General features: G+C 54.4%; 31 protein-coding genes. 10 read left to right on the forward strand and 21 right to left on the reverse strand.

Features of this window, described 5'->3' with window-relative positions; all coding sequences use genetic code 11:
* Nucleotides 1-12 precede the first annotated feature (12 nt).
* From N7D90_RS24370 to N7D90_RS24415, 10 genes are all read right to left on the reverse strand, one after another.
* Nucleotides 13-378, reverse strand: coding sequence for a hypothetical protein (locus N7D90_RS24370; protein ID WP_261742581.1), 366 nt, complete (start codon nucleotides 376-378; stop codon nucleotides 13-15).
* A 54-nt stretch (nucleotides 379-432) separates the two neighbouring features.
* Nucleotides 433-768, reverse strand: coding sequence for a hypothetical protein (locus N7D90_RS24375; protein WP_261742582.1), 336 nt, complete (start codon nucleotides 766-768; stop codon nucleotides 433-435).
* Nucleotides 765-1,010: a hypothetical protein gene (locus N7D90_RS24380; protein WP_261742583.1), complete on the reverse strand. Its 246-nt coding sequence runs from the start codon at nucleotides 1,008-1,010 to the stop codon at nucleotides 765-767. The genes N7D90_RS24375 and N7D90_RS24380 overlap by 4 nt, the downstream gene beginning before the upstream one ends.
* Nucleotides 1,011-1,529: 519 nt before the next feature.
* Nucleotides 1,530-2,087, reverse strand: a complete 558-nt coding sequence (locus N7D90_RS24385) for a DeoR family transcriptional regulator (RefSeq protein WP_261742584.1) — start codon at nucleotides 2,085-2,087, stop codon at nucleotides 1,530-1,532.
* 406 nt (nucleotides 2,088-2,493) lie between these two features.
* Nucleotides 2,494-3,126: a hypothetical protein gene (locus N7D90_RS24390; protein WP_261742585.1), complete on the reverse strand. Its 633-nt coding sequence runs from the start codon at nucleotides 3,124-3,126 to the stop codon at nucleotides 2,494-2,496.
* Nucleotides 3,126-3,617, reverse strand: coding sequence for a DUF192 domain-containing protein (locus N7D90_RS24395; protein ID WP_261742586.1), 492 nt, complete (start codon nucleotides 3,615-3,617; stop codon nucleotides 3,126-3,128). The genes N7D90_RS24390 and N7D90_RS24395 overlap by 1 nt, the downstream gene beginning before the upstream one ends.
* Entirely contained in the window at nucleotides 3,607-4,074 is a 468-nt protein-coding gene (locus N7D90_RS24400; RefSeq protein WP_261742587.1) for a thermonuclease family protein, read from the reverse strand. Before N7D90_RS24400 ends, N7D90_RS24395 begins: the two co-directional genes overlap by 11 nt.
* 1,849 nt (nucleotides 4,075-5,923) lie before the next feature.
* Complete coding sequence (locus N7D90_RS24405) at nucleotides 5,924-6,298, reverse strand: hypothetical protein (protein ID WP_261742588.1); 375 nt, start codon at nucleotides 6,296-6,298, stop codon at nucleotides 5,924-5,926.
* Nucleotides 6,299-6,478: 180 nt separating this feature from the next.
* A complete protein-coding gene (locus tag N7D90_RS24410; RefSeq protein WP_261742589.1) occupies nucleotides 6,479-7,441 on the reverse strand; it encodes a tyrosine-type recombinase/integrase in 963 nt (320 codons plus the stop codon).
* Complete coding sequence (locus N7D90_RS24415) at nucleotides 7,438-7,821, reverse strand: DUF2513 domain-containing protein (RefSeq protein WP_261742590.1); 384 nt, start codon at nucleotides 7,819-7,821, stop codon at nucleotides 7,438-7,440. The genes N7D90_RS24410 and N7D90_RS24415 overlap by 4 nt, the downstream gene beginning before the upstream one ends.
* Nucleotides 7,822-8,015: 194 nt before the next feature.
* Here N7D90_RS24415 and N7D90_RS24420 point away from each other — a divergent pair, with 194 nt between their 5' ends.
* Entirely contained in the window at nucleotides 8,016-8,708 is a 693-nt protein-coding gene (locus N7D90_RS24420; RefSeq protein ID WP_261742591.1) for a hypothetical protein, read from the forward strand.
* Nucleotides 8,709-8,751: 43 nt separating this feature from the next.
* On the forward strand, nucleotides 8,752-9,531 hold the full coding sequence (locus tag N7D90_RS24425) for a hypothetical protein (RefSeq protein WP_261742592.1): 780 nt from the start codon (nucleotides 8,752-8,754) through the stop codon (nucleotides 9,529-9,531).
* A 313-nt stretch (nucleotides 9,532-9,844) separates the two neighbouring features.
* On the opposite strand, the gene N7D90_RS24430 is transcribed toward N7D90_RS24425, so the two are convergent.
* Nucleotides 9,845-10,822, reverse strand: coding sequence for an SEL1-like repeat protein (locus tag N7D90_RS24430; protein WP_261742593.1), 978 nt, complete (start codon nucleotides 10,820-10,822; stop codon nucleotides 9,845-9,847).
* Nucleotides 10,823-11,118: 296 nt separating this feature from the next.
* On the opposite strand from N7D90_RS24430, the gene N7D90_RS24435 reads away from it, so the two are divergent.
* Nucleotides 11,119-11,652, forward strand: a complete 534-nt coding sequence (locus N7D90_RS24435; protein ID WP_261742594.1) for a hypothetical protein — start codon at nucleotides 11,119-11,121, stop codon at nucleotides 11,650-11,652.
* Between the two features lie 128 nt (nucleotides 11,653-11,780).
* The gene (locus N7D90_RS24440) at nucleotides 11,781-12,182 is read left to right on the forward strand and encodes a hypothetical protein (protein WP_261742595.1); all 402 of its coding nucleotides are present in this window, start codon (nucleotides 11,781-11,783) and stop codon (nucleotides 12,180-12,182) included.
* A gap of 18 nt (nucleotides 12,183-12,200) precedes the next feature.
* On the opposite strand, the gene N7D90_RS24445 is transcribed toward N7D90_RS24440, so the two are convergent.
* Complete coding sequence (locus N7D90_RS24445; RefSeq protein ID WP_261742596.1) at nucleotides 12,201-12,551, reverse strand: hypothetical protein; 351 nt, start codon at nucleotides 12,549-12,551, stop codon at nucleotides 12,201-12,203.
* A 183-nt stretch (nucleotides 12,552-12,734) separates the two neighbouring features.
* Here N7D90_RS24445 and N7D90_RS24450 point away from each other — a divergent pair, with 183 nt between their 5' ends.
* Nucleotides 12,735-12,962, forward strand: a complete 228-nt coding sequence (locus N7D90_RS24450; RefSeq protein ID WP_261742597.1) for a hypothetical protein — start codon at nucleotides 12,735-12,737, stop codon at nucleotides 12,960-12,962.
* A gap of 50 nt (nucleotides 12,963-13,012) precedes the next feature.
* On the opposite strand, the gene N7D90_RS24455 is transcribed toward N7D90_RS24450, so the two are convergent.
* From N7D90_RS24455 to N7D90_RS24480, 6 genes are all read right to left on the reverse strand, one after another.
* Nucleotides 13,013-13,135, reverse strand: a complete 123-nt coding sequence (locus N7D90_RS24455) for a hypothetical protein (RefSeq protein WP_261742598.1) — start codon at nucleotides 13,133-13,135, stop codon at nucleotides 13,013-13,015.
* Nucleotides 13,136-13,197: 62 nt separating this feature from the next.
* The gene (locus N7D90_RS24460; protein WP_261742599.1) at nucleotides 13,198-13,416 is read right to left on the reverse strand and encodes a hypothetical protein; all 219 of its coding nucleotides are present in this window, start codon (nucleotides 13,414-13,416) and stop codon (nucleotides 13,198-13,200) included.
* A gap of 14 nt (nucleotides 13,417-13,430) precedes the next feature.
* On the reverse strand, nucleotides 13,431-13,727 hold the full coding sequence (locus tag N7D90_RS24465) for a hypothetical protein (RefSeq protein ID WP_261742600.1): 297 nt from the start codon (nucleotides 13,725-13,727) through the stop codon (nucleotides 13,431-13,433).
* Nucleotides 13,728-13,771: 44 nt separating this feature from the next.
* A complete protein-coding gene (locus N7D90_RS24470) occupies nucleotides 13,772-14,722 on the reverse strand; it encodes a replication protein RepA (protein ID WP_261742601.1) in 951 nt (316 codons plus the stop codon).
* Nucleotides 14,719-15,357, reverse strand: coding sequence for a recombinase family protein (locus tag N7D90_RS24475; RefSeq protein ID WP_261742539.1), 639 nt, complete (start codon nucleotides 15,355-15,357; stop codon nucleotides 14,719-14,721). Before N7D90_RS24475 ends, N7D90_RS24470 begins: the two co-directional genes overlap by 4 nt.
* Nucleotides 15,354-15,698, reverse strand: a complete 345-nt coding sequence (locus N7D90_RS24480; protein WP_261742540.1) for a hypothetical protein — start codon at nucleotides 15,696-15,698, stop codon at nucleotides 15,354-15,356. Before N7D90_RS24480 ends, N7D90_RS24475 begins: the two co-directional genes overlap by 4 nt.
* A gap of 29 nt (nucleotides 15,699-15,727) precedes the next feature.
* On the opposite strand from N7D90_RS24480, the gene N7D90_RS24485 reads away from it, so the two are divergent.
* On the forward strand, nucleotides 15,728-17,305 hold the full coding sequence (locus N7D90_RS24485) for a hypothetical protein (protein WP_261742541.1): 1,578 nt from the start codon (nucleotides 15,728-15,730) through the stop codon (nucleotides 17,303-17,305).
* Nucleotides 17,306-17,381: 76 nt separating this feature from the next.
* Here the strand turns inward: N7D90_RS24485 and N7D90_RS24490 are convergent, their stop codons facing one another.
* From N7D90_RS24490 to N7D90_RS24500, 3 genes are read right to left on the reverse strand one after another with little or no spacing between them, the layout of a single operon-like run.
* Nucleotides 17,382-17,636 (reverse strand): hypothetical protein, encoded by a 255-nt coding sequence (locus N7D90_RS24490; RefSeq protein ID WP_261742542.1) that lies wholly within the window; start codon nucleotides 17,634-17,636, stop codon nucleotides 17,382-17,384.
* A gap of 10 nt (nucleotides 17,637-17,646) precedes the next feature.
* On the reverse strand, nucleotides 17,647-18,051 hold the full coding sequence (locus tag N7D90_RS24495; protein ID WP_261742543.1) for a hypothetical protein: 405 nt from the start codon (nucleotides 18,049-18,051) through the stop codon (nucleotides 17,647-17,649).
* Nucleotides 18,052-18,101: 50 nt separating this feature from the next.
* Nucleotides 18,102-18,425 carry an H-NS family nucleoid-associated regulatory protein gene (locus N7D90_RS24500; RefSeq protein ID WP_155002577.1) on the reverse strand — a complete coding sequence of 108 codons (324 nt, stop codon included), beginning with the start codon at nucleotides 18,423-18,425 and terminating at the stop codon, nucleotides 18,102-18,104.
* 33 nt (nucleotides 18,426-18,458) lie between these two features.
* On the opposite strand from N7D90_RS24500, the gene N7D90_RS24505 reads away from it, so the two are divergent.
* The 4 genes from N7D90_RS24505 to trwL all read left to right on the forward strand — a co-directional run bounded on the left by N7D90_RS24505 (nucleotide 18,459) and on the right by trwL (nucleotide 20,332).
* Nucleotides 18,459-18,875, forward strand: coding sequence for a conjugal transfer protein (locus N7D90_RS24505; protein ID WP_261742544.1), 417 nt, complete (start codon nucleotides 18,459-18,461; stop codon nucleotides 18,873-18,875).
* Nucleotides 18,872-19,645, forward strand: a complete 774-nt coding sequence (locus N7D90_RS24510) for a lytic transglycosylase domain-containing protein (protein ID WP_155002575.1) — start codon at nucleotides 18,872-18,874, stop codon at nucleotides 19,643-19,645. The genes N7D90_RS24505 and N7D90_RS24510 overlap by 4 nt, the downstream gene beginning before the upstream one ends.
* 104 nt (nucleotides 19,646-19,749) lie before the next feature.
* Nucleotides 19,750-20,046, forward strand: a complete 297-nt coding sequence (korA, locus tag N7D90_RS24515) for a KorA family transcriptional regulator (protein WP_155002574.1) — start codon at nucleotides 19,750-19,752, stop codon at nucleotides 20,044-20,046.
* On the forward strand, nucleotides 20,015-20,332 hold the full coding sequence (gene trwL, locus N7D90_RS24520) for a VirB2 family type IV secretion system major pilin TrwL (protein WP_261742545.1): 318 nt from the start codon (nucleotides 20,015-20,017) through the stop codon (nucleotides 20,330-20,332). The genes korA and trwL overlap by 32 nt, the downstream gene beginning before the upstream one ends.
* The last annotated feature ends 9 nt before the right edge of the window (nucleotides 20,333-20,341 follow it).

The raw sequence follows: 20,341 nt of genomic DNA on the forward strand, positions 1-20,341 counted from the left end.
GATGTTACGGGCTTACAGGCTGCTCATGCCATACGGAGTGAAGTAATACAGCCAAACCACAACGGCGGTTCCAACGGTGGTGTTAAACGCCATAAACGCTTTGAATCCACGCGGTGAGTCGAAAAATGCTGTCATTTTTTGATTGCCAATCAGCAGCCATATGACGCCGAACGCCAATACGCCACACAAGACCGTTCCAAAAATGGCGGCGCAAAACGGGATCAAAACATAAATACAAAAATTCAAAACAAATAGATTAAACAACTCGCCGAATAATTGGTTTGCGGCGAACAGAAGGATGAGAAGCAACACGCCGACACGCGTCAGGTTGTCGAGTGTCCAGCGGGTTTTATGGGTATTCGGTTCTTGATTGTTCATGCTGTATCTCCTGCAAGGCTGGCCCGGAGCGGTTGCCGCCGCTCGTTTCGGGCTTCAGTGGTCGATTTCGCAACGCTCAATGATGATGGTAACGCGGCGGATTTGAGTCGTGTCCTGTGCCTCCAGCTTGACTATCACCCCGGCTGGCGGTGCGTCGTCGTCAATCACCTGGAAGTATCCAACCCCCGATTCAGCGTCGTAGCTGACCAGTGAAGACCAATCACGCCACGCAGAAAGCGCGGCGGTTAGATCAAGCTCGGTCGGCATGACTGGGCCAAGTACGCGGAACATTGCGCCTTCACTGCCGGCACCTGGCCAGAACTGGCTGGGCATTCCTGGATCGGGCGCATCTTCGCGCCGGGTGATGAGAATTGAGATTTTATCGGTCACAACGCAACTCCTTTTGCGGTTGTTTTCAAGCGTGCGGCCTCCTTCTTCAACGCCGAAGGCAAGCGCTCGGCCACTTCTGATTCGGTGAGGTCGTCAAGGGAGACAAGGCCGCGAGGCGTCAGAATTTCCTTAATGCCGTCGCGCTGACCTTTGAAATCGCGGTGAGTATGACGGTAGATCAGCTTCAACGCTTTCTGGTGCGCCTTCTCGGCGGTGCTGTTTGGGATGGCTGGCTTGCTCATGCTCGATCTCCTGCAAGGTTGGCCCGGAGCGGTTGCCGCCGCTCGTATCGGGCATCGGCTCCAGCTTGAAACCGTGCAGGTATTATCTCGTAATTTCATCTAAACGTCAACACTTGTAAACACTTGTAAATAACCCTCTCAGCCTTGACGCGGCTCTAATGTGATGCTGGATGGCGAGGGCGGGGAGTGGTCAATAAACGCTTTTCAGCGCGTCCGGTACGGCCGCTTTTCTGCCCTTCACCTGGAGCGCATGGATTCTCTCCTGGTGATGCCAGACGGTTTCGGGGGGGCGCGGTAGGCCCGGCCTATCGTACTGCCCGGCGCGGTCAACGGGTCGTGGAATACCGCAGGGAGCTTGCGACCGAGGATATGCCGCGAAAGCCCGTTGAACGCATGAGCCGGGGAGTGCGGTAGGTTGAGGGCTGGACGTGGCCACCTGATACCGTCGTTCTGCAGGACGGCGCGTAAGGTGGCAGTCGAGGCCGTGCAGTGCGGCGCGACTCTGGATGTTGGAATAGGTTACATCTGCTCGCTTTTTTGGGCTGCTGGAAGGTCAGGTATCAATCCATCAAGGGAGTCCTGAGCCGGTGGCGGTAGTCCCGGCCCGTGTGGCATCTGAAGATCGCCCGGTGCGAGGATTGGAGTTTGCTTGAGTTCTGGCCCTTCCAGCGATTCGGTTTGTTCAGAAGACGTAACCAGTACCCGAGCGTTGAAAGCCGCGTACTTGAGGTTTTCCCGAGAGTCAGCCCACGCAATGCGGCTGTTGATGATGTAAGCCAGCACTCCCCCACGCTCACTGCCCACGCGCACGGTCTGGATAAAGTTCTGTTCAACCAGTACGACCAGCGAGCGGCGGATGGTCATAATCGACACGTCGCAAAGCTGGGCAAGCAGCTTGTGGCTTGCCACCAATGCGGCCTTTTCGTCCATGTGCGCTACGAGGATGTGCAGGAGTTGCGCGGCTTTCGGATGCTTGTTGATGAGCATTGCCCATGCCTCATGGCCGGCACGCTCTGTCTGCACCCATGTTCCACGGTTGGCTGGTTGGTGGTACTTTTGCGGCGTTTGGTCGGCCATACATAACCTCTATGTTTCATATATCAGTGCGCTTGTTAGATATTTAACAACAATTTCGACCTATCACACAAGACTGAACAGGGGTTCGTTCATCTAGAAGAACGTGGGTGCGCTCATTTCTGTTAGATATCTCACAAGGATGAACAGGGGTTCGTTCATCCTGGATGAACACACCCCGTTCTTTCTGAATGAACGAACCCCTGTTCATCCTGGATGAACGAACCCCATCGCTGAGAGGCCCGGTTTTAAAGGGTCGGCAAATCGTGCCTTCTAATGATCTACTGACACACCGCGTTGGATCGAACAAAAGTCGCCTGCGGCAGCGGCCACTTGTGAATGAGCGACAGACTCGGCTTCGCCTGCGCTAGTCCCCCATTCCCAACCGGCTCGATGGAAAGAGTAACGCTTACCTCGTGCGCTCGATTGAGGCGGTCTTTCCGGCTTCGTGCTGTGGTGCTGGAGCCTTTTGAAGTTCGGAGGGCTGAAGTTCACGGGCAAAGCCGCTTTTGCTGTGCGGATAGGCAATCTGATGCTCCTTGCCTATGCTTTCCGACTTATCCGAGTAGTTAAATACGTTCACTTTGTCATGGGCGATATCAACCTGATTACCGCTTTTCTCGTCGGTATGCCGTTGCACAATAAACTCAGCAGTAACCGCCATGATCGGGCCACGATAGGTCTTACCGATTTCGGATTTTTCCAGTTTGTTCATGTCGACCTGGGTAGCTTGGTTTTCCCTCCCTGCGGCTTCCAAAGCTTGAGCCCCTTTCTCACGGTGCACTTCCGCCATGTTCCAGGCATCCCGAAAAGCTTTGTCGGTATGTCCAACGTATTTGGAAAAGTCCTTGCCGGTGGCTCCCTTAATTTCAGAGGTGCCAGCGACAAATTCAGCGCCCTTACCCGGGGTGGTTTTTACAACCGTTGGCTTTTCCGCTGCGTTCGCTTTGCTGAAAGCTTCAGCTGCAGACTTTGCATCGCCAAACTGTTCACGGCTTTTATCGGCGGCTTTCACCAGTGTGTAAGTTTCTTTAGCCATCATTACATCCCTCGTTTTTGATATTCAGCTACAGGCTTGCACTCGCGACGGGTCAGCCGACTACCGGGGGCAATTCCCAGCCTCTGGAAGTCGCCGTTTTCCATTTCCAACCCTTCACGTGCTGGCAGTGTTGACCAGTGCAAGACTTCCGTTTCTGGCTCCATGTCCTCGATCTGTAACACGGTACCGGCCGCGTCGATAAACGCGACTGAAAGCGGGGTAGGGGTGCCCCTCATCCAAAAAACCCGGCGTTCATCATCTGACCAGGTGAACAACATCCCGGTGCCTATTTCCTGGAGTCCGGACAGGCCGCGCTCCATCTGAACTCTGGTCGTAACCTGGGGCACGTTCTCCAGCGTCACGCTGTCGAATTGCAACGTGCATAGGCTCGCGGGGCGACTGGCTTGGTCAGCTTTTCGGGCGACAACTGCCGTCATGATAATGGCGGTGCCAAGGAGGCAAAGCGCGACAGCGCCGAACCATTTACCGCGCACGGCGAAAGTCCCACGGTGGGGTAGGGTTCTTGTCTGCCCATAGGCCGATCTGATTGGCGCGGGCTTGTTGTTCCAGCGCAGGCAATGTCCGGTCGGTGTTGTACCTGGTGTAAACCCATGCCATGCCCTGGGCGACCATGGCGGCGTTGAGGTTGCGGCCGTTTACGGTCAAAACACCGATGCGCCGGCCGTATTGATCACCGCCTTGGTCCAGCACTTCGACTTGCTGCCGGAAGGCCATTGTCGCCAGTGCTTGGTGGGATACCTCGCCAAAGGCCTGCCGGCGTTCGGGGGCATCAATGTTCGCCAATCGCACCCGGTGGGTACGTTTGCCGGCTTCCAGAACTTCAACTGTGTCACCGTCCAGGATGCGGACAACATCGCCACTGAACGTGGTCTGCGCGTTTGCGTGTCCTACGCATAGGAACGCAGTTAACAGCATGGCTGATCGTTTCATTGAAACCTCCTTTAACGACAAAGTAAGTTTCTCATTTAAACACAATAACGTCAACACTTGTAAACACAATAATTGCGCCTTGCGACAGATACTTTGAGGGCTGTATCATGGACTCGCTACTTTCCTAATCTCCTGCAAGGGTGATGGAAGCAACAGGTCGAAAGCCTTGCCGGGCTCTCGACCTTTTTTATGCCTGCGATTTGGCGTTCTGCCTTTCGCCTTTCGCTTTTCAAATCCTCAAAGAAAAAAGCTTTTCCTTTCCTGGTGAACTGGCCGGGTGGTCAAAGGCCGTAGGCCGGTGCGCGCAGCGCATTGTCCACGCTGCCAAGTTCGGGAAGCTGCCATGTGGTCAGAGGCTGCGGCCGGTGGTCAACCGCTTGCGTGTTGTCCACGGGCTGCTGCCGTTGCGCGTAGCGCACTGTCCACAGCGGCGGCTGACCAATACTTGTAAAGATCTATTTGAAGGGATACATGAAAACAATACATGGGGCTAAAGAGGGAACCGCTACAGGCCACGTGCTGCGCGGCTTGTTACCGATTACACGTGCTAAATCCATTACCGATTACACGTAAAACCGTTACCGATTACACGTGGATAATTTCGGCTGAATTGCTTGTAGCCCTTGGGAGATGGGGCTTTGCGGTATCGTTACCGATTACACGTGGATAAGTCGGGTTGTCCATAGGGTTTTCCCCAACTGACTACCATCTATAGAGTGCTTTCTGAAGGTGTTGTGAGCTTCAGTTATCAAGCGAAAGGGGGCTCATAGTTCGTTGTCCTCTGCCTGAGCAATCAACGCATCGGCTGCGAGCGGGTCTAGGAGGACCCTCCAACGGCGGTTTTTTTGTGCCAGCGATTTCCCAATCGTTATCTCACAGCGCCAGTCACGCACCGCGTTCTGTTGCACCAGGGGAAATCCCTGTACCTGCCCGGGCTTTTTTTTGGGCAAAAAAAACCGCCGCAACCGAAGTTGAAGCGGTCCCACCTATCAGTCCTTACAGACCTTCAAAGTAGTCTCGCAGCAGTTCGTAAACGTGGTGTGCACGCAAACAAACCACCACGAAGTCCCACGCACGTCTTAACTTAGACATACACGGCCCTCCCGTGGTTGGGCCGTACCTCCAGCGCGCTTACCGGAACACACGCACCTTCGGAAACACACCAAGCGTTCCCTGTGAGGCGGCTGGGCTTAGGGCCTCCCGAGTGAATCCGGCACGGATTACTAGGCCCGTGTCGGGGGTCCAAAATTCGCGCGCTTGCCCGGCCACTACTAGCAGGATGACGAACGCGGAACAGGCCTGATATTAACCGAATGATTTGGAAGGTAATGCAGCGAAATAGGTCAGAAAAGTTTAAAACCCGCCAAAGGCCTTATGGGCGGCCATTTGCGGCGTAAATATTTTTTTCCGTGCCATCTGTTCCACGCGTGGAACGCTTGATAACGGCGACCCTACCGTCAATCGACGTAGTACGTTATTAATTGCCTAATGGTGGTACCACCTTGTAAGCTTCTTTCCACACCAAGCGTTCCCTGTGGGATCGCAAGGCCGGCCACTAACCGGACTTGCAAGAAAAAGCCGCCCTACTAAGGCGGCTTTTTTGTGTCCGTCGTTTATGTGCGTTACCCGTCACAGCTCGACCAAAAACGTCCGCAGCCCTATGCCATCGGCAAACCGGCCCCGGCTGGGTGTCCAGTTGCGCGGTCAGCCAGGCGAGTAATGCGGCCCGACCGTGCGGGTACGGCCCGTGTTGTTCTTGCACCACGTCGACCAGGTGCAGCAAGTGAGCGGTGCGGTCATCGCGCATTCATACAAGCTCTTCTAGGGGTGTCTTGCTGCAGGGCTTTTTTCATGAGTTAGTCCAGGGGAACTTGGCGATCTTCTCCATCCCACCTATGACCTTGTTCATCGTCGAGTGATACCCACAGCTGATGCTCTCCAGCAGCATGACGGTCAGGTAGGCCGCGATGAAATCGACCTCATCGTCTCGCTCTCTGGCGTCGTTCATCTTCGCAATGATGGGCATCATGTAATCGGTTTTTTCATCGACCGATAAAGCCATAAACCCCGGCAGCCCCCCATCGTTTTCCAGAGCCTGGCGATAGTCGCGCAGCTTTTGAGACGCCATCAGCTTGGTGGCGGCGTCGAGGGTAGCCAGGCCAGGCATGAATCCCTTGAGGTCTCGTTCCAACTCTCGTTGTCGCTTGGGTTTGAAAAACAGCATGCCGAATTCCCTTTCTGATGAGCCCGTTCACTCTCAAGCCAGGAGTGTACGTGCTGGTACGCCAGAAGTGGGGGGAATGGCCACCACTAGGTGGCCAGATTGCGCACAGCAGCGCGCTCTCTGTCCCCGGTCATTGAACATAGGGTTCGTTATCCAAATGGCAGGGGCGTTTCAGTATGGCTATAGCTGAATCCGTTCCACCTCATCCAGGCTGACGCCGTCGCTGCGCCGATCATAGAGCTGCGTGGTACGGGTGGATGAATGATTGGCCATCGCCGCTGCATTTTCCAGGGTGCCGCCGTTCTTCAGGTAGGCGGTGATCCCGGTGGCCCGGAACGTATGGTTGCCGATCAACGTTTTGAGCCCAGCCGCCAAAGCCCGTCGCCGCACCATGGCGTGTGCATTCGCTTGTGGCAGGACGGTTGGGCTCAGCTGCCCGGTACCGCGTCCAATCGTGCGAAACAGCGGCCCTTTTGGATCGCTGTCGATCCCGGTCTGCACCAGGTAGGCGTGCAGGTATTCCTCGAGCAAATGATGGCAAGGCATGGTGTGCTGTTTTCCGCCCTTCTCGCGCAGGCGCACCCACAGCCGGCGATGCTGCGTATAGACGTCTTCGACCTTCATGCTCAACGCGGCACCGACCCGGGCAAAGGAAAACACCATCAGTCCGATCAACGCGCGGTCGCGCAAGCCAGCCGGCGTACTGATATCGAGGCTGTCCAGCAGCTGCCGCGCCTCGGACGGATCAAGCACCGGCGTTTTGCCGCTGCGCGCGCTATGGCTCGGCCCGCGCACCGAAGCCGCTGGGTTATGCGGCACCACCTGCCCCACCACCAGCCAATCGAACAAATGCCGGATCGCCGCAAGCCGTTGTTTTACTGACGGGGCCGCCAGCGTTTGCGTCTGCAGCTCGATCCAGCTGGCCACGTGCAGTGGAGCCACGGCGCCCAAGTCGGGAACGCCCACGGCCTGGCACCAGGTCAGGAATTCATTAACCGCCCGCGCATAGGCGCGCCGGGTGTTGGCATTGCGGATACTGGCGGTAAAAAACTCCAGGAATCGAACACTGGCCCGTTCACCGGCATGACTGACCAGCACCGGGACTTGCGCCGTGACCGAGCCCGTCAGCATGAGTCCACTCATGACAGCTCGATCCCCAAGCGCTCTTTGAGCACTTCCTTGCCGTAGGCCTTCCCTAGTTCTAGTAAAACCCCGAGGCCAGCGACACCCGCTTTTTCAGCGCCTGCTTTGGTACGTCGCCAAACCTCGCCGTTACGGACGGTATCGAGGAACTCATGACCTTTATAAGTGAGCCGCGTGGGCTGCCAAATAGAGACTGCATCTGCTAGGTAGGCAGCATCTCGGGACAGGACGAACCCCGCCTCCGTCAGCAACAACACATGGTATGAAATCTCTCGGGGCGAGCGATCTTTCAGTACGAGGTCGATCCCTTCTTTAGGATCATTTTTGCTCGCCTCAACGGCCAATAGGATCTCGCGCACCAAGTCTTTGTCGAGCTTCATGCTGGGATGCCTTCCTATATGTGATAAAGGACATTATCACACATAGACGACCCTAAAAGGCGCTGCGTCCGCCAGGCGCAGCCGCTGTCACGGGGCAAAACCATTAATCATCTCAAATATCATAAATTAATCATTGACGATGTAATATTTGCCCGATAGTCTGTGCCCATACCGACTGACCGAGCGCAGCAACGATGAGCACCTCCTGGCGTGACCGATTTGAGAAAAACTTTATCTCTCCCGAGAAAAAACTCGGCCTGGACGAGATCCTGGAGGAAGCGCACGACGCCTATCTGGGCTGGCTGGCCGCTTCACTGACAGCGTTCCACAGCGATTTTAATGAAGACCAGGTCGACCAACTGGATCGAATTTTTCAGGGCGAAAGTCGAATTCGTTCCATTGCCAACGATTGCTACAACTACGCAATCAATGGACGTTTCAGGCTTGCTAAAGATGCCCAAGAGCAAGAGCAGATGAATGATGACTGGGTCTGCCTGGCTATCCTGGTGCAGTCTGCCCGGCCTGGAATTGAAGAATTTTCGCTCACCGTCAGAGGACGCCCGATTGGCGTACCGGCAAAGCTTGAGCAGCTTCTGTTCCATGCGCAGATACGGGCTCTGCTGGATTTCTCTACCGTCGACGGGTTTGACGAAGAGTCGGTTTCGGTACCGCAATTTTTTAGTCAGCCAGTCCCGGGCTATCTCACGCTCAAGGAGATCGCCCTGTTAGGGCAAATGTCGGAACGAGCGGTGCGCAATGCTGCCCAGCCCGCAGCGGCAGATCGGCTGCAGACCCGTAAGGAACAGACCCAGACCGTAGTCGATGCCACCGAGGCGTTGCGCTGGTTAAAAGGTCGTCGGGGATTTATTGCCACCCGCGCGGACTGATGCTCGCCTGCCTACCTCTCAATTGCCATTTAAGGACACCCCCATGAGCCTCGAACAGTTCAGCGCCCTGCTTTCCGCCTCCACTCACAATTTTGCCACGCTGCCGGCCGAGCTGTTGCTCGCCTCAGAAGGCAATCTGCAGACCTTCTATGCCCCTTTTGATCACATCAATACCAGCGCACGGATTGTGATATGCGGCATCACGCCGGGCCTGCAGCAGGCCAGCTGTGCGCTGGATGAAGCGCGTAAACAACTGCGCCAAGGCGCCTCCTTAGAGCACGCCAGACAAGCCGCGAAGGAAACGGCCAGCTTCGTCGGGGCGATGCGTGACAATCTCATTGGCATGCTCGATCACGTCGGGCTGCATACGCTGCTGGACATCAAGAGCTGTGCACGACTGTTCGACACGCACCGGCACCTACTGCACTCCACCTCGGCCCTGCGCTACCCGGTTTTTCTGAAAGGTAAAAATTACAGCGGCAGCCCCGCCATCCTCAGCCGCGCCAGTCTGCGTCGCCAGGTGGAAACCCATCTGGCGGAAGAGATCCGCGCGCTGGGCCCGCAATGTCTGTATGTCCCGCTCGGGCCCAAGGTCGCCGAAGTATTCCATCACCTACAAGGTCGAGGTCTGCTGAAAGCAGAACAGCTCTTGGATGGACTACCTCATCCATCCAAAGCCAATGGGGAACGGATTAGCTATTTCCTCGGTGGCAAGGCTCGGGAAAAACTGTCGATTAAGACCAATCCAGTGGTGCTGGATGAGGCCAAGGCGCGGCTCCTGGCCAAACTGGCCACGCTGCGCAGCGAAAATCGGATGGGTTGAAGATAACCAGGAGAACCCCTGCCGCTACAGCGCTGCGAGCGTGTCTCGTTAAGTGTTTTGTTGTAGTCACCGCCTGGGGTGGGGCGGAAATACCCCCTCTCGTCTCGCTGGGCTTGCCCAGCTTACTGCTCAGCAGTCCAAGCGGTCACTGGCCTTCAGTGACCGCTTTTTTTTGGATGTCGCCAAGCATGGGCGTTGCATGTTCTGGTGACAGAGTTATGCGACAACTCCGAACCAAAAAATCCAGCAGATCATGGCTTGTCGCATGACTTAGAAGTTGCGCAACAAAAGAACAAAAATTCTGAACGCCGGATTAACGAGGCGGTTGATATTTTTCAAAATATTGCCCCGCTAGTTTCTGCGAGATCTCAAGCTGGCCGTTGGATAGTTTTTTAGCTGCCAAATCTCGCACCTTCGTGGCTTCTGACGACCCTCCATTTGCAACAGCGACAGATAACCATACATACGCCATGCCATTGTCCTGTGGGACACCTTTGCCTAGGAAGTAAATAGCTCCCAGTTTTGACTGAGCCTCGGCATTGCCCTGCTCGGCTGCCTTGCGATACCAGGCGACGGCCAGCTTGTCATTCTGCGCAACGCCTTTGCCCTTGGCGTAACTGTCCCCAAGAAAGAGGTGAGCTTCGGCATGGCCCTGTTCGGCGGCCTTGCGGAACCAGAAGACCGCCTGCTGTGCATCCTGCGCAACGCCGGTGCCTGTGGAATACCTGTCTCCGAGAAAAAGCTGACCATAGGAATTACCCTGTTCGGCGGCCTTGCGGAACCAGAAGACCGCCTGCTGTGCATCCTGCGCAACGCCGGTGCCAGTCGCATATTTATTTCCGAGTAACACCTGAGCGTCGGTATTGCCCTGCTCGGCGGCCTTACGATACCAGGCGACTGCCTGCTTGTTGTCCTGCGCAACGCCTTCGCCAGTGGCATATCTTTTTCCGAGTAACACTTGAGCGTCGGCATGGCCCTGTTCGGCGGCCTTGCGGAACCAGAAGACCGCCTGCTGTGCATCCTGCGCAACGCCGGTACCTGTGGAATAGCTGTCTCCGAGAAGAAACTGACCATCGGAATTACCTTGTTCGGCAGCCTTGCGATACCAGGCGACCGCCTGCTGTGGATCCCGCGCAACGCCGGTTCCATCAGCATTGCCCTGTTCGGCCATTCTCTGTGATGTTGTTAAGTCCTGTGCATGCGCATAGTTGGCCAACTGAAGAAATCCCAGAGCAAGGAATAACGAGCAGGCATAGCCTTTACAACGATTTTTTACGATGAATCCGATCACTTCCCTGCGCTCACTTAATTCAAAGAAGTAGAGCTTAACGAATAGACCTGGATTGCGCTTTGGTTGTGTCGTCTATGCCAGGCGTGGCACCGGTAGATTTACCATAAACCCCGTTATTCGCAGGGGATGCACATAGTTGAGAATATTTCGCATTTACTGCTAGCCCGCTTTTCTCCGGCTCGCCGGCCAGGCCAATAGGTGGAATTATGGCTCAACCATGATTTAGCGCAGACTGTCGTAATGTCGTTTGTTATGTGACATATTGTCACTTATATAGTGACATAAATGGAGGCAACATGACTGACGCTGATGATTTTCCGAGTGTCGAACAGAACACGGCGGTGCTGGCCGAGACGTTGCGCGAGGATCTGTCCGAGCTGGGCTGGACGCCGGCTGCGCTGATGGATCGGATGCACTCCCTGGGCGACTACCGTTCGCCACAGACCATTCTCCGTGGCCTCAACCGCGCCTTGGCGGGCCAGATCCGGCCCTCGGGTGAACTGTTGGCCTTGGTGCGGCAGATGCTGCGCTTCAAACGCCGTTTGCTGCGCACCTACGGCGATGCGACGTGGACGCGGCTGGGCGACGGTTCGCACACCACGCGGATCGAGGACTTCACGATCACGCTTGTGCCGCAGAGCAAGGGCCGCTGGCTGGTGAACGTGGTGCACAAGGATGGCTTCAGCCCACCCTGGCCGCGCTGGCAAGACGATCTGGAGGCCGCGAAGCACATGGCCTTCATCACGTTGGACAACGCCCAGAACTGGCTGCTGGAGTACGCTGAAGGGCAGGCCCGCGAGGCGGCAGAAAAACAGGGTAGTGCCGGGTAGGCCTGACGCCACGCCTGAGCAGCCAAAGCCCGCTAATCGGCGGGCTTTTTTGTGAGCACCGTTATTCGCAGTGCGCGTGGGTCATGGCTTGGCCTATCCTCTTGCACTTTAAATTACGGATGATCTTGATGAAGTCCTTCGCTACGACCTTTTCACTGCTGCTGCTGATTTCGGCACCGGCGTTTTCTTGCGACTGGAAAGTCAGCAAAACTACGGATCAGATGACCGACGTGGTGACGTGTGCGGTGACGTCCGGCAAAGCCAAAGTCTCTTTTTATCGGCACGGTACGGATCGCCCCAATGTCTACGACGGCAGTACCTACAGCGAATCCAACCTGAGAATCAGGATCGACGACAACAAAATGATCTCGATGGGCGATAACGCGTACACACGACAAAAGGCCCTGGACGAGCTGCTGCCACAGCTGAAATCCGGGACACGCATTCGTACCAGTTTTAATGACTATCCCGAATACAAAGAAGGGGATGCGCCGCTGTGTAATCTCCAAAAACTATTGGACGCCTGTTGAAAGGCCAGGTGGGGATCGCTATCGGTTGAAAATTTGAATCGACGGCACTCCTTTAGCGAATTGGCAGACGGCCTGATATTCCAGTTGTAAACCAAAAGCGTTCTTGGCTTCGAAATCCATTTTGACTCTAGACGTTCCTCCTGGGCCTTTCCGGTCACTTGACGTGCCTACCAGCTCGTGGAGGACGACTGTCGAGGGGTTGCTTGCAGAGGTCTTGATCAGCTCAGAGCATTTCATTATTTCCGCTGAGCTAGCTTTTTCGGGCTTTGGCTCTATCGGTTTTTTCTCCGCCGGCCACAAGATCCAACTGAAGAGTACAACCCCAACAATCCCCGCAAAAATCCATTCAAATTTGCTATAGCCCAGCATTGAAACCATTCCTTTTTTGAGCCTACCAGCGGTAGCTTGGGGTGATTGAATCTAATGGCAATTTAACATGATCTAGGGGTTGATTGATCGGCCCGTGCCTCGTGAAAAGCATGCAAACCCACCCCAAAATTCTGCGGATTCAGGCCCTATGCTGACTCCTTACTATTTTTGAGGGAGGGCACCATGTTCAATTTTTGGAAAAAACGTCGCGAAGCCGAGCAGCAGCGCAAAGCCGACCAGGTGCTGTGGGCCCATGACGCCGAACAGCAGCGCAAGATCGAGCAGTTGTTGCGTACCCAGAAGGAGTTCCTGGTGCTGTACGAGCTGCCGGCCAGGCCAGCGACCTTGCAAGACGAGCTGGCCACCGTGAAAGCGAGTATTGAGAGGGGGCTGAGGGATGATCGGGGGTGATTCAACGTGAGCCGCTGGGTTTTTGCCCCTGGCATTTAACGATAATCCCGTTACGAGTAACGCGCGGGGTACCCTTCGGCGGCGGCCAACTCGGCGTAAGCCGCCTTCAGCGCCGCCCGGGTGACCATGGCCAACTCGATCAGCGCGGCATCGAACGCATCAATCATGGACATGGCGGGGTTCCTTTCAGGCGGAAAAGTCTTTCCGATTAGGGGTAAAGTTTTTCGGTACCTGCTCAGTGCAGCACCCGGGCCGGCCCGTCGCCTAGTTGCTGAGCCAAGGCCTCGGCCTCGACGCCCAAGGCTTCAATTAACCGCCGGGTGCGGGCTTCTTTCTCGGCAAGGTGGGGGTCGCCGTGCGCGCGAATTCGCACGAGGACGGCTTCGGCGCTGGCCAATTGGGCGCGAATTCGTGCCAGTTCTTTGCGCGCACTGTCGAGGGTGTAGTCGACCATGTCCGGGGTTCCTTTCAGTCGCGCTCAGCGCGCATTTCGTCTTCGATGGTCTGGATTTCGGCGGCGAGGTGCCGCTCGGCCGCCTGCAGTTCGGCCAGGCGATCGGCTTCGACCCGTTCAATGTCATGGACGAACTGGCTGTAAACCGCGGGACTAATCGCTCCTTGGCTGAACACCCCTTGCACGTAACCCAAGGCAAGCCAGCCCTTATTTCTGACTGCCGTCCGGTCCTGGCCTTCACGGATCAGTTCGACGGTCGCGGCACACCGCTCGGCCGCCTCGGCACTCTCTACTGCGGTATAGATCTGCATTGTGGCGTTCCTCCGGCTTGTTTCGACTGTTTTTAGTCACTTGATTAAACCGATATTTCGGTTTTGAACTGAGGGGGAATATGCAGCTTGACGGACTTCATAACCAGAAACTGCGGGGTATCACTGATGCCTTCCACCAGCTCTGGGTAGAAAATACCGACCTCGGCCAGACGCTTCAGAAACTTGTGTTTGAAGTTCCTGGTTGCTTGAGCTGCTTTAGCGATCAGCGCTTTTTCGTCGGTGATAGCGTCTGTCGCGTTGCGCCCATAGCTCGAACCGAACTGTGCTTGTAATGCTCCCCACGGGATTTTGACCATGCCTTGGCCCTTGGCCTTGAGCAAGAACTGTCGGTAGCAAGCCCACGTGTAAATATCCATCGCCAAAGGCGACTGGCGAAGGTGATGCAACACGCGCAGGTCAACCGGAACCGGGGCACTGGTAACGTCCTCGAAGAAGTCGGCCGTTAGCGTCAAGGTGCTTTCCCAAAGGCTTCGCTCGTCAGGCTTTTTGGGGTTCCAGAACAAAAAGGCGCGCTTGGCGATCACCACGTTTTCAAGGCCGATTTCTGAGTCGCGGGAACCGTCCAGAGAAATCATGGATGAAAACAGCCGGTGAGCCTGTTTCTTCAATGAGCTGATGTATTGACCATCGTTAGGCATCCCCAGCTTGCCTAGAAACTCGGATTGCGAGCGGCCTAGTTCCAGCTCGCGGCTTTGAGTTACAACGGCCTCTGAGCATATCCAGGCCAGCAGTGAGCGAGGCACTGAACCGTATGGAACCCCTATCGACGGTTTGCCGACAATCGAGAGCGTGACAATGCCGTTTGTGCGCTCGAAGTAGCTTGCTTTGGGGTCGGTATGGGGCAACGTCGCTTGAACCAGTGAGCGGGACATATAGCCCAACATCCCGGCGCTTTTCGCGTCCTCGTACTCGATAGCAAGACTCTCGCGAATCATGCTGTCGATACGGCGACCGAGGGGCACTATCTCTGTCATACAGGCGTTCCTTCTCTTTCCAGTCCCTCACGTGCCCATGCCTGGGCGCGTTCAACCGTTCCTTTTGAACAGCCCAGCAGCTCGGCCGTTTTCCTGATCGAAAGTGTTTTGCGGGCTTCGATTATCCTGGCGTACATCTTCAGATTTGGCTGTCGCGGCTGGAGTCTGCCGGCTTGTTTCGCCGTGGCGATTCCCTGTGCCTGGCGAGTCCGGCGGTCTTCCCAATCCTTGCGGGCAAATGCGGCCATGAACTCGATCAGCATTTGAGCAATGGCTTTCTGTAGCCATGCCTCGACACCCTCGGTTGCGGGCTTCATCGCGGCATGAGTGACGGGCAAGTCAACGGCGACTACCTGGAGCCCGGCTTGTCCGATCTGGCGTTTAAGTGCCTCCCACATAGGCTGTGGCAGGCGGCTTAAACGGTCGATGGATTCGACTAGCAGAATGTCGCCTTCGGCGGCTTCGCTGAGCAAGCGCTGAAGCTCGGCGCGCTCGATGCTCGCACCTGATGCGTTCTCGACGTAGTAGGTTGTTATCCTGGCGCCGTGGTCGTGCGCAAACGACTTCAGTTGCTCACGGGCGCGGTTGGCATCCTGGTCGCGTGTGCTTGCACGCAGGTAGGCTCGAATAATCATGTGTGAATCATTCGAGTGGATGTTTTTTTGGGTTGCGGCATGGCAGTACCTCCCTGTCCCTGTTTGGTGTCCCATTTAATACTGTCCCTGTTAGGGTTGTAAATAGGCAATTTAGGGACAGTAGTTTGCCTATCCCTTTTCGGGTGTACCCAAATGGGGTTGATCGCCTTCCCCCAAGCTGCCGATGGCTGGGTGGACTTGTCCGCCTTGACAGAAGCAGCCAACAAGCCGTACGGCGCGTTAGCCAGGCGAAAAAAAGCCGTCACCCCTGAGGGGTGCTTTAATAAAATCAATAATTCAATGAGCGCAGCAGGCGGAGCGCGATGAGTAAGCGGGTTCATAAAAATAACCTGACCGAATGAAGAGGCCCATGATGAAAAATGAAAGTTGGCTAAAGCTTTTTAAAGCTATAGGATTACTTTCAATAGTTGCATTATCTAATATTCATGCTGCGCCAGTAATTCAAAATTCTCAGAATCATTTATATAAAACCAAAGAGCTTGGCACTTCAAAATGGCAAATTGGCGCGCCAATTTTTACCCCTGTCAATCCCAATTTTAAAGATCCAAAGCCTGGACCTTCTTTTGTTCCACCTAAAGGTGATCCTCTAAATCCGGAAGTGGAAAAAATAAAAAACGCTTTTAAATTCACGCCTCCCGTTGGGGACCCCGGCGATCCTGATTGGGTAGAAGAAAAGAACGTCGAGCGAAATCACGAAAAATTTATATATGATCCACGTGATCCGTTATATTTTTTCGATCCGCACTCTATGAGTGAAAAAGAATTCCAAGATTTGTTGAAATGGCAAAAGACGATCGCCGCAGAACTAGCAACAATGGATGAAGAGCATGAGCAGATCAAAGAGGAAGCCGAAGCAAAAGACAGAGAAAGATTCGAAAAAGTTCACGATGATCGTAAGCGTGAGCAAGCAGAAGCTAAATATAGGGAAGAAAGGGCAAGAATCGCGAAGGAGGAAGCTGAGCAAAACGCGGCAGCTGCCGCAAGAGAGCGTAAACAGCTTCAGGTTGAGCAAGAAACTGATGCAGCTTTCAATGACCGTATGATACGTGAGTCTGAAATGGCTAAACAACGGGCTCGTGATAGTGAGAAGCGTGAGAAAGATCTAGCGAATGAAGCAAAAATATTAAAAAAAGCCGCAGAGTTTTCAACAGAACAGACGGTTAAAAGAGAATCAAAAGAAGTGTCCCAAAAGACTTCAGATTGGGCTGCGCGGAGCAGAGAGCAGAGGCTCGCTGCATCTGAGGGGCATTCATTAGAGAGGGTTTTAGAGGCTGAGACGAGGAGAGATAGAGCGAGTGTAGAGGCACAACATGCGAGAGATGAATCACTTCGTTTAAAAAAAGAGATTGATAAAGCAAACAACGAAAGTGAGGAATTAAAGAAGAATATTGCTCAGGCAAATGATAAGGCTATCGCTAATAGTCGCATTGCCACTTTTTATGATGGGTACATTAAGGTAGAGAAAGCAGCACAGATTCATCGAAATAGAATTATCGATGCGACTGTTCAAGCAAGTAACGTGGCAGGAGGTAAGCTGTATATTAATAGTACCTATAGGCTACCTTTTGCACCTACCCATAGCGGGCCGTCTGCGCCGGATAGAGGGGTGCAGAACAAAACTAAGTATTCTTCAGGGCATTATGCAGGAGCAGTTGATATAGGGTTTACTAACTATTCGGTGGAATTGGCTCATATTATTATTCAAGAGGCTGTGGATAGCCTAGGAGGTGACTATTTTGGACTATTAGAAGAGGTAGTGCCAGAGAAAGATGTTAATGGAAAAACGATTAATGTCCAATACAATACGTTTTTTCACCCCGGAAGTAAGGGTGAAAGAGTTAGGCAGACAGCCGAAAAATCTACCGCTGAAGGCACACATATGCACATAGCGCCATGTCTTGTAAAAAATCATTGTCCACGTCATTAAAATACTTTGCCGGCACGGTGCGTTAGTCAGGAAAAGAAAAGCCGGCGCTGGGCCGGCTTTCTGTGCTTGGGGGTAGTTACATTGACGGTCGTTTCAATGTAGCTCGGGCGGTTTCATTGAGCTGCTGTTCTTGAACATAGCTACCGATACCGCCTGGTGGGGAGAGTGCTGGTGTCGAATAGGTGCCTTGCACGCTAGTGGCATTACTCACAATCATTCCTACCACGTCACCTGTATCTGTCACAGCCCAGCCAGCAACGGGCATAGCGGTCTTTCCGCCGCTGCTGATCCAATACCAGCCAGTGCAGGCCGAGAAACTTACAAACTTCATGCACGTCTCCTTACGAATTTAGAAAAAGTGGTTCTGGTGAAATCCACATCACCAGCGAGTCAAACAACCAGCGGATACAGAAGGAGCCGAAGCTGACCGCGATCAGCGCCCATATGATCTTGGTTTTTTCCGGTGAGGCATCGAGGCCAAAGATGACAATGGGTAATGCAATCACGGTGGGAACGGCGATCAGGCCCATAAGCAAGCGCAGCGGGCCGCGCAGCCACATCAGCACCATGACTAGGAAGTGACGAAAAAAGACACTCGCGGCATTTCTACCGGCATTGCCGGGCTCGATGCTGCCGCCTTCATCGCCGCCGCCAGTGCGTGGGTTGTCCTCGTTCGCTGCCTTTCTAGGCGCGGCCGGGCGACCGGTGCCTATGTCGTAGACGTTTCCCTTCGGTGCCTTTTTCATGTCCCACTCCTATTTTCGGCCTGCCGGCTCCTGCCCTGGTGGGGAGTAGCCTACTTAATTTCGAGGTCGGCCAAATCATTACCAGCGGCTAACCATTCCGTGACCCACTTGGGTTTTCTGCCAATACCTGTCCAGCTAGAGAACTGATCGTTAGGGTTTCGATACTTGCCTTCGTGCCGCTTAGTGGCGCCGCTAGGGGCCATCTTTGCAAGATCGATCCCATGGGCCTCGGCTATCTCCCGTATCTTTTTCCGGGCCTCTGCACGTTCCTTTACCTGTCGTTTCTGCATTTCCGAGCTAATGGCATTTAGCCACTCTTTAAGCTGTTCGTTCGTTGCATTTTCCAGTAATGCCAACCACTTCTCAGGTGTCATGGGTGCGGCCTTGTGCTGTTTCGGATACAATTCGTGGCTGTCGGCAAGGACGCCCTATTGACATTATCGTTTCTTGTCCGCACCATTTCAATCAAATTTGCAATTTTGATTGTTAATACCGCGCAGGAGCGACATATGAAACGGCAATTCTCGGCTTTCCTCGTTGCAGCCACCTCAGTTTTTGTTCTTACCACTGGAACCGCGCAGGCATCCGATGACGCTTGTGGCATGGTTCTGTGCCTGGGCGGCCGAATCCTTGGCGGTAGCGGTGGTTCGCAATGCTCGTCGTATGAAAAAAAATACTTCAGCATTATCGTCAAGAAGAATGGAAAGTTTAGCGCAAGCCGCACAGCTAAAGAACGCGATAAAGAGCTGAAGTCATGCGCCGGGGGCGATCCGGGTATTGTCTCTACCATCGGCGATAAGTTCGGCGGGGTCCGTGGGCTATGAAACGCTTAGTCCTGGTCGCCAGCCTTCTGTCCTCAGTCAACGCATGGGCCGTTGATTCTGTGGACTTCAAATCCCTCGCCGCGCAATGCGCGCCGGGGGTTCATATCAAAACCCTTTCCTCAATCGTCCGGCATGAATCGGGGGTCAACCCCTACGCTATTGGCGTCAACGCCAAAGGTGCCCGATTGCCACGGCAACCGGCGAACAAAGAGGAAGCTGTGGCCACGGCCACCTGGTTAAAAGAGCACGGCTACAACTTCGATAGCGGCTTTGGGCAGGTCAACAGCTCCAATATGGATTGGCTGGGCCTGTCTGTGTCCGATCTGTTCGACCCGTGTAAGAACCTGGCCGGCGCGGCTCGGGTAATCACCGATTGCTACCAGCGTGCAAAGAGCCGATATGGCGACGAACAATCGGCGCTGCATGCTGCACTGTCCTGTTACAACACGGGCGATTTCAAGAAAGGGATCAGCAATGGTTACGTGATGGCCGTTGCTTCAAACGCAACCCTCGACGTGCCAGCGCTTATGCCTATTGCCAGCGGCGGCACTGAGCCGATCCGGCTGAAGGCGACCAAAGCCACTGCCAACGCAACCCCTGCAACCGCAGTTCAACCTAACACCGTTAAGCCATTGCCAGACGGCATCGGTGATGCTTTCTCGCGGCCAAGTGGCGGTGCCTTCGCACCAAAACAAGAACCGCAACAGGAAAGCAAATCGAACGAGCCCGTTTCTCTGAAAAACGAGCCCGTAATGCTCCAAAGAGAGTAAAACCAGCTTGCAATCAAAATTGCAATTTTGATAGTATACGGATGTACCCAAAGCAGAAGGATGGCCCCGCATTTCACATACAAAAACGAATAGGGCCGTAACAGATGAAGAAGATTCAGCAGGATAGCGTCGATCTGGCTTTTCAGATGGGCGCAGCAAGAAATGTTGTTGTTATCAAGCGTTCGCTCAAAGAGTGGTATTTCACCTTTGAAGCGGACGATCCAGTTACCAAGAAGACAGAGACATTCGCGCTTCTTACCCAGCGGGGGCAATTAAGACTATGGGCTGATCCACGTGTGTTGTTCGCATTTCTGGAAGAACGCTTCAACGTAAAAGATGGAACATTTCTACTTCAAGAGGAAACAACAAATGAAACAAGCACTCCGCCAAGCTCTCGCTAAATCCAAAGCCGCTGCAAACAAGGCATTCTCTGCCGCTCTGACCCTGGCTGTGACTACCGAAGTCGCCATGGCACAGACTGGCGGTCTGTCGAAGGCCAAAGGCGTGATGGAGTCGTTCAAGGTTGAACTGACCGACATTATCCCGACTATCGCGGTAATCGCCCTGCTGTGCCTTGCAATCGGTTACGCGACCAAGTTCGTAGAGAAAGACACGTTCGTTCGCTGGGGGATCGGCATCATCATCGCCGGTTCTGCCGCTCAAATAACCGCGCTGTTCTTCACCTGATAGGCCCAA

Origin of the sequence: Pseudomonas fragi, assembly GCF_025426255.1 — a bacterium.
Classification (GTDB): domain Bacteria; phylum Pseudomonadota; class Gammaproteobacteria; order Pseudomonadales; family Pseudomonadaceae; genus Aquipseudomonas; species Aquipseudomonas kulmbachensis.

Coding starts and splice junctions, on each gene's coding strand:
- N7D90_RS24480 (WP_261742540.1), bottom strand. CDS start 15,698: ATGAACCCGCTTACTCATCGCGCTCCGCCTGCTGCGCTCATTGAATTA.
- N7D90_RS24485 (WP_261742541.1), top strand. CDS start 15,728: ATGATGAAAAATGAAAGTTGGCTAAAGCTTTTTAAAGCTATAGGATTA.
- N7D90_RS24415 (WP_261742590.1), bottom strand. CDS start 7,821: ATGAAGCTCGACAAAGACTTGGTGCGCGAGATCCTATTGGCCGTTGAG.
- N7D90_RS24400 (WP_261742587.1), bottom strand. CDS start 4,074: ATGAAACGATCAGCCATGCTGTTAACTGCGTTCCTATGCGTAGGACAC.
- N7D90_RS24510 (WP_155002575.1), top strand. CDS start 18,872: ATGAAACGCTTAGTCCTGGTCGCCAGCCTTCTGTCCTCAGTCAACGCA.
- N7D90_RS24495 (WP_261742543.1), bottom strand. CDS start 18,051: ATGAAAAAGGCACCGAAGGGAAACGTCTACGACATAGGCACCGGTCGC.
- N7D90_RS24405 (WP_261742588.1), bottom strand. CDS start 6,298: ATGCTGTTTTTCAAACCCAAGCGACAACGAGAGTTGGAACGAGACCTC.
- N7D90_RS24435 (WP_261742594.1), top strand. CDS start 11,119: ATGACTGACGCTGATGATTTTCCGAGTGTCGAACAGAACACGGCGGTG.
- N7D90_RS24410 (WP_261742589.1), bottom strand. CDS start 7,441: ATGAGTGGACTCATGCTGACGGGCTCGGTCACGGCGCAAGTCCCGGTG.
- korA (WP_155002574.1), top strand. CDS start 19,750: ATGAAGAAGATTCAGCAGGATAGCGTCGATCTGGCTTTTCAGATGGGC.
- N7D90_RS24420 (WP_261742591.1), top strand. CDS start 8,016: ATGAGCACCTCCTGGCGTGACCGATTTGAGAAAAACTTTATCTCTCCC.
- N7D90_RS24470 (WP_261742601.1), bottom strand. CDS start 14,722: ATGACAGAGATAGTGCCCCTCGGTCGCCGTATCGACAGCATGATTCGC.
- N7D90_RS24490 (WP_261742542.1), bottom strand. CDS start 17,636: ATGAAGTTTGTAAGTTTCTCGGCCTGCACTGGCTGGTATTGGATCAGC.
- N7D90_RS24370 (WP_261742581.1), bottom strand. CDS start 378: ATGAACAATCAAGAACCGAATACCCATAAAACCCGCTGGACACTCGAC.
- N7D90_RS24460 (WP_261742599.1), bottom strand. CDS start 13,416: ATGGTCGACTACACCCTCGACAGTGCGCGCAAAGAACTGGCACGAATT.
- N7D90_RS24445 (WP_261742596.1), bottom strand. CDS start 12,551: ATGCTGGGCTATAGCAAATTTGAATGGATTTTTGCGGGGATTGTTGGG.
- N7D90_RS24465 (WP_261742600.1), bottom strand. CDS start 13,727: ATGCAGATCTATACCGCAGTAGAGAGTGCCGAGGCGGCCGAGCGGTGT.
- N7D90_RS24500 (WP_155002577.1), bottom strand. CDS start 18,425: ATGACACCTGAGAAGTGGTTGGCATTACTGGAAAATGCAACGAACGAA.
- N7D90_RS24425 (WP_261742592.1), top strand. CDS start 8,752: ATGAGCCTCGAACAGTTCAGCGCCCTGCTTTCCGCCTCCACTCACAAT.
- trwL (WP_261742545.1), top strand. CDS start 20,015: ATGAAACAAGCACTCCGCCAAGCTCTCGCTAAATCCAAAGCCGCTGCA.
- N7D90_RS24390 (WP_261742585.1), bottom strand. CDS start 3,126: ATGATGGCTAAAGAAACTTACACACTGGTGAAAGCCGCCGATAAAAGC.
- N7D90_RS24440 (WP_261742595.1), top strand. CDS start 11,781: ATGAAGTCCTTCGCTACGACCTTTTCACTGCTGCTGCTGATTTCGGCA.
- N7D90_RS24450 (WP_261742597.1), top strand. CDS start 12,735: ATGTTCAATTTTTGGAAAAAACGTCGCGAAGCCGAGCAGCAGCGCAAA.
- N7D90_RS24385 (WP_261742584.1), bottom strand. CDS start 2,087: ATGGCCGACCAAACGCCGCAAAAGTACCACCAACCAGCCAACCGTGGA.
- N7D90_RS24475 (WP_261742539.1), bottom strand. CDS start 15,357: ATGATTATTCGAGCCTACCTGCGTGCAAGCACACGCGACCAGGATGCC.
- N7D90_RS24380 (WP_261742583.1), bottom strand. CDS start 1,010: ATGAGCAAGCCAGCCATCCCAAACAGCACCGCCGAGAAGGCGCACCAG.
- N7D90_RS24455 (WP_261742598.1), bottom strand. CDS start 13,135: ATGTCCATGATTGATGCGTTCGATGCCGCGCTGATCGAGTTGGCCATG.